4 protein-coding genes are annotated in these 5262 nt (G+C 69.8%); 1 reads left to right on the top strand and 3 read right to left on the bottom strand.

Annotated features, from left to right (window positions below; translation table 11 throughout):
- The 3 genes from ACFR9S_RS04335 to ACFR9S_RS04325 all read right to left on the bottom strand — a co-directional run.
- Positions 1–576 (bottom strand): Nif3-like dinuclear metal center hexameric protein (locus ACFR9S_RS04335; RefSeq protein ID WP_379818132.1); only part of this gene is annotated, 576 nt, incomplete at its 3' end.
- Positions 577–641: 65 nt separating this feature from the next.
- Positions 642–2018 carry an ATP-binding protein gene (locus tag ACFR9S_RS04330; RefSeq protein ID WP_379732302.1) on the bottom strand — a complete coding sequence of 459 codons (1377 nt, stop codon included), beginning with the start codon at positions 2016–2018 and terminating at the stop codon, positions 642–644.
- Between the two features lie 52 nt (positions 2019–2070).
- Positions 2071–3861, bottom strand: coding sequence for a flippase activity-associated protein Agl23 (locus tag ACFR9S_RS04325; RefSeq protein ID WP_379818130.1), 1791 nt, complete (start codon positions 3859–3861; stop codon positions 2071–2073).
- A gap of 114 nt (positions 3862–3975) precedes the next feature.
- Here ACFR9S_RS04325 and ACFR9S_RS04320 point away from each other — a divergent pair, with 114 nt between their 5' ends.
- Positions 3976–5112: a thiolase family protein gene (locus ACFR9S_RS04320; RefSeq protein ID WP_379732584.1), complete on the top strand. Its 1137-nt coding sequence runs from the start codon at positions 3976–3978 to the stop codon at positions 5110–5112.
- The last annotated feature ends 150 nt before the right edge of the window (positions 5113–5262 follow it).

Here is a 5262-nt window from a genome sequence, read left to right as displayed (position 1 = left end):
GACGGCCTCGTCCAGCCAGTCGGCGCCGCTGCCGGTGAGCACCGCCACCCGCTCGACCGTTTCGGGGCCGAACGCGAGCGTCTGGACGCCCTCGCCGCCGGTGTCGAGTTCGTCGGCCAGCAGCTCCGAGAGTGCGCCGACGTTGATCGGCTCCTCGCGCTCGCCGAGCAGGCCGACCGTCTCGGGACCGACCTCGCCGAACGGCTCCCGTGCCGCGAGGTCCAGCAGGTCCGCCACGCCGGCGGCGTTACCGATCGTCGGATGGCCGTCCAGCGGGAGATGGGAGACGTACAGCGGGAGGTCGTTTCGGATCAGCGGCTCGATCCGGTCGTACTCGCGGCCGGTGACGCGGTCCAGCCCGCCCCAGACGATCCCGTGGTGGGTGACCAGCGCGTCGGCGCCGGCGTCGAGTGCGGCCTCGATCGTCGCCTCGGCGGCGTCGACGGCGAACGCGACGGTCTCCAGTTCGCCCTCCCGACTCCCGATCTGCAGCCCGTTGGGGCTTGCGTCCACGTCGGCGTACGCGTCGGTGCGAAGCTCCTCGTCGAGTTTGTCGAAGAAGTCTGCGCGATCCATGCGGGAGCCGTCGAGCGCGGACGGCTTGTACCCCGCGGCTTCGGGTGGCAGGTCGGGCGCCGTCGTCAGTCGTCTGAGGGTTCCGTCTCGACTTCGTGCTCGTGTTCGTGGGCGCCGTCGTGTGAGTGGTCGTGGTCGGACTCGGTGTCGCTCCCCGGGGAGCCCTCCCAGTTCTCGAAGTCGTCCATGTTCTTGAGGTTGTCCCGCTCCTCGAACCCCTTGACCGCGTCCATCACGTCTTCCTGTGTGAGCTCGCGTCGGCCCTCCGTCAGCGCCTGCAGGACGGCCTCCCGCAGCACCATCCGGAGGTCGGAGCCGGTGAGTCCCTCGGTCTCGTCGGCGACCGCGTCGGGGTCGAACTCCGCCATCTGCATGTCCTGGGTGACGATGCGGAGGATGTCCGCGCGCATCTGGCGGTCGGGCTTGGGGAAGTTCACGACCTCGTCGAAGCGCCGCCACGCGGCGGCGTCGAGCTGGTCGGGGTGGTTCGTGGCGGCCACCGTGAGCACCTCGTCGCGCACCAGCGAGATGTCGTCGATGCTCTTCAGCAGCGTGTTGACCGCCCGCTTCAGCGCGGCGTGCTCGTCGGACTTCCGGGTCTTCGCGACGGAGTCGAACTCGTCGATGAACAGGATACACGGGGAGAGCCGCTTGGCAACCTCGAACGTCTTCTCGACGTTCTTGGCCGTCTCGCCGAGATACTGGCTGGTGACCATCGACAGCTTCACCTCGACGAACGGGAGCCCGAGCTCGTGGGCCAGCCCGCGGGAGATGGTGGTCTTCCCGGTGCCGGGCGGGCCGACGAACAGGATCTTCCCGATCTCGCTCAGGCCGATGCTGGCGAGGTAGTCGCGGTTCTCGATCGCGGTGACGATCTTCTGGACCTCGTTGCTCTGGTCCTCGGTGAGGACGAGGTCGTCGAGCGTGGTCTCGATCTCCTCGGGCGCGAGGATGTGCACGAGGTCGAGCATCTCCGCGTCCTCCTCCTCATCGAAGTACTCGTCGAGCAGCGAGTCGATCCAGACGCGGTCGGCCTGAATGGGCTGGTTCTCCTCGCGGGCCTGCTCGCGGGTGACGTCGACGTCGGCGTCGGCGTCGTTCTCGGCGGCGTAGGCCAGCGTGGGGTTGGCGGCGAGCCGATCCTCGTCGGCGTGATCGAGGTACCACTCCAGCGCCATGTCGGGCTGGGTCAGCGAGATCTCGCCGGAGAACTCCGTTCGCTGGGTGAAGAGGAGATCGGAGACGGCGTCCCAGGGGTGATCGACGCTGGTGGCGGTTCGCGCGCGGTCCTGCGTGACTGCCAGCGGACGCTCGATGGACCCGTCGGACCAGAACACCTGCCGGTATCGCGGGGGGAGGTCGTCCTCGTCCAACTCCTCCTCCTCGGTGTAGGTGTGTGCGGTCAACAGGAACTCTACGACGTCGACGGCGGGGTCGCTCATCCCGATACAGTTGCCGGGCCAATCGGTTAAGCGCGTCGGACCCCAGCCCCGTTCAGGAGTGGACAGACCTGTCCGTCACCCCGTCCAGCCTCGACTCGTCGACGAACACGACGACCGCCTGCTCGTGGTAGAGCCCGAGTTCGTAGCGCGTCCGCTCGTACCCCCGTTCGTCGAGGACCGACGCCGCCTCCTCGGTCTCCCCGGGCGCGGCGAACACGACCGGCGGGATCGACTCACGGTCGCGCAGCGCCTCGGCGTCGCGAGCGTACGACGACTCCGCGCCCGCCCGCTCGACGTACCACGCCATCGGCAGGCGGCCGAGCCACCAGCCGAGCCACTGCTCGCCCGCCGTCGGCGGGTCGTCGTCGACCGTCTCGTTGGGGAGGTAGTACGCCTCGCCGTAGAACAGCACGCCGCCGTCGTCGAGTGAATCGTCGACAGTCGCCTGCATCGGCGAGAGGTCGTCGGGCGGCTGGGCGGACTGCGCGAGCACGTTCACGTACAGCGGCGGCGTGATCGAGGAGGCGGCGAGCACCAGCGGCACCTGTACCGCCGAGAGCACCACCAGCCCGGCCAGCGCGTAGCGGGCGTACCGCCGGCGCGTCTCGGAATCGGGGAGCGTCTCGGAGTCCGGGAGAGCAACGTCCCACGCGCGCTCCCGGACGATCGCGACCCACCCGACTGCGGCGGGAACGAACAGCGGGAACGCGATGTGCAGCGAGATCCAGGGGGCCGGGATGTCCGTCGCCAGCGGGTAGCCCAGCATCGCGGCGGCGCCCCACGCGAAAAGCGGGACGACCAACGGGCGCGACGGCGAGCGAAGTTCCCGGACGAACGCGACGCCCGCGCCGACGACGACCGGGAGCGCGCCGACCAGCAGGTAGCCCAGTAACTTCCCGGCGTAGATCGGGTAGGAGTGTCCCCGACTGCCGGCCCAGAGGCTCGACGCGAACGTCTCCCACGTCCCCACGGTCGCGCGCTCGATCAGCGCGAGCCAGCCCGCCTCACCCGCCAGCGCGGCGCCCAGCGTAGGGTCGCCCGCGGGACCCCGCGGTGCGAGGAAGAACACGACTGGGAGCAGTGCGACCAGCAGCGCCAGTGGAACGGCGAGCAGGTGGCGGGAAACGGCAGCGCGGGCGCGACCGAGCGAATCCCGGAACGCCGCCGTCGCCGCGGCTCTCGGCTCGCTCTCGGCGCGCCACGGGAGCAGCGGGATCACGGCGGGCCAGCAGACCGCGACTGCCGCCGTCCCGACCGCACAGACGGCGTACAGCAGGACGTTCTCCTTCGTCGGGATCGCGAGGCCGACGAACAGGCCCGCGGCGACGACGTGGCGTCGACGCCCGGTCGCGAGCGCCCGGACCGCAAAGCCAAGCGCGACCAGCGCGAACACGGCCAGCGGCACGTCCGAGCGCATGAACCGTGAGTAGTAGACGAGACTCGGCGTGACAGCCAGCAACGCCGCGAGCGCGACGGTTTCGGCGTCGTCGAGGCCGATATCGAGCGTGTTTGGGGTAGAGATGTTGGGACGGCGGAAGAGTAGCGCCGACAGCGGCGCCAGTCCGCCGAGGATCGCGACCGGGAGCCGGGCCGCGAACGCCGTCGGGCCGAGGTGCCGGAACAGCGGCGCGACGGTGATCGGGACGAACGGGCCGTGGATGACGGGGCGGTAGACGAACCCGGCGCCGCGGACGTACCGCAGCGTCCAGTAGGCGACGCGGGCCTCGTCCCAGTGCATCGTCCGGTCGCCCAGCGCGACCAGCCGGAGGAGGAGGGCGAGCGCCGTCAGCGCCAGCACGGCCGCGACCGGGCGACGGCGCGCCCAGCGAGCGGGGCGGGACACGTCCGGAACGGTCCCGGCGGGGCTGTAAGTACTTTCTCCGTCGGGATCGGAAACGCTCGACCACGCACGCCGCGTTCGGTCGGATTTATCCCGGTGCCGCCCCCAGTGCGGGGTATGTCGACACCTGTCGTCGTACACGCTCGACGGACCCCGCAGGGGAAGGAAGACGGCGTCTTCGCGGAGACCAGAAGCGAGGACCTCTCGGTCCCGCTGATCGAGGACGCGCTGGAAACGACCGGCGTCGCCCCCGAGGAGGTCGAGGACCTGATGTGGGGCGTCGCCCAGCAGCGCGGCGAGCAGGACAACAACGTCGCCCGCGTCATCTCGCTGCTCTCGCCGCTGGGCGAGGGGACGCCGGCGACGACGATCAACCGCTGGTGTGCCTCCTCGATGCAGGCGGTCATCTCCGCGGCCGACGCGGTCGCCGCCGGGAACCGCGACTGCATCATCGCCGGCGGCGTCGAGAACATGAGCCGGGTGCCGATGGACGGCGACTCCTACGAGTACCTCCATCCGGGGATCTCCGAGCGGTACAACGTGTTCCAGCTCCAGATGGGGATGACCGCCGAGAAGGTCGCCGAGGAGTACGACGTGAGCCGGGAGGCACAGGACGAGTACGCCGCCCGAAGCCAGCAGCGCGCGGTCGAGGCCACGGAGTCGGGCCGCTTCGACGACGAGATCCTCCCGATCGAGACCGAGGACGGCGTCGTCGAAGAGGACGAGGGACTGCGCCCGGGCACGACCGCCGAGAAGCTGGCCGATCTCCCGCCGGCGTTCACGGGCGACGGGACGGTGACGGCGGGCAACTCCAGCCAGATCTCCGACGGGGCGTCGCTGGTGATGGTCACCTCGGAGGAGTTCGCCGAGGAGCATGGCCTCGAGGTCGTCGCCGAGATCGGCACGAACGAGGTCGCCGGCGTCGACCCGACGGTGATGGGGATCGGCCCCGTGCCGGCGGCGAAGGGGCTGATGGAGCGTGCGGGGACGGACATCGAGGACTACGACCTCGTGGAACTGAACGAGGCGTTCGCCTCCCAGTGTGTGTACGCACAGGAGGAACTGGGCATCCCGGACGACCAGTTCAACGTCAACGGCGGCGCGATCGCGATCGGCCACCCACTCGGCGCGAGCGGGGCGCGCCTGCCCGTGACGCTGCTGCACGAGATGGAGAAGCGCGGGGACAGTCGGGGGCTGGCGACGCTCTGTGTTGGCTTCGGGCAGGGCGCCGCTATTGAATTCCTGATGGAGTAGGGCTTTTTCGGGCGATTTTCGGTTTGGTTGTTTGTGGGTGTCGTTCGACCGCGACGGCAAACAGCAACAGCAACTCGATACTTGGCAACTTGCGACCGCACCGCCCCGCACAGCCCACAGGCCTCCCCAGCCGACTCGTTCGCTTCGCTC

It is taken from the genome of Halolamina salina (assembly GCF_042678005.1).
Taxonomy (GTDB): domain Archaea; phylum Halobacteriota; class Halobacteria; order Halobacteriales; family Haloferacaceae; genus Halolamina; species Halolamina salina.
Note: the sequence above shows the minus strand (reverse complement) of the source record. Positions and strands in the feature narration are given on the sequence as shown.

Bases quoted from the DNA above. Each gene is read 5' to 3' on its own strand.
- ACFR9S_RS04330 (WP_379732302.1), bottom strand. From the start codon at position 2,018: ATGAGCGACCCCGCCGTCGACGTCGTAGAGTTCCTGTTGACCGCACAC.
- ACFR9S_RS04320 (WP_379732584.1), top strand. From the start codon at position 3,976: ATGTCGACACCTGTCGTCGTACACGCTCGACGGACCCCGCAGGGGAAG.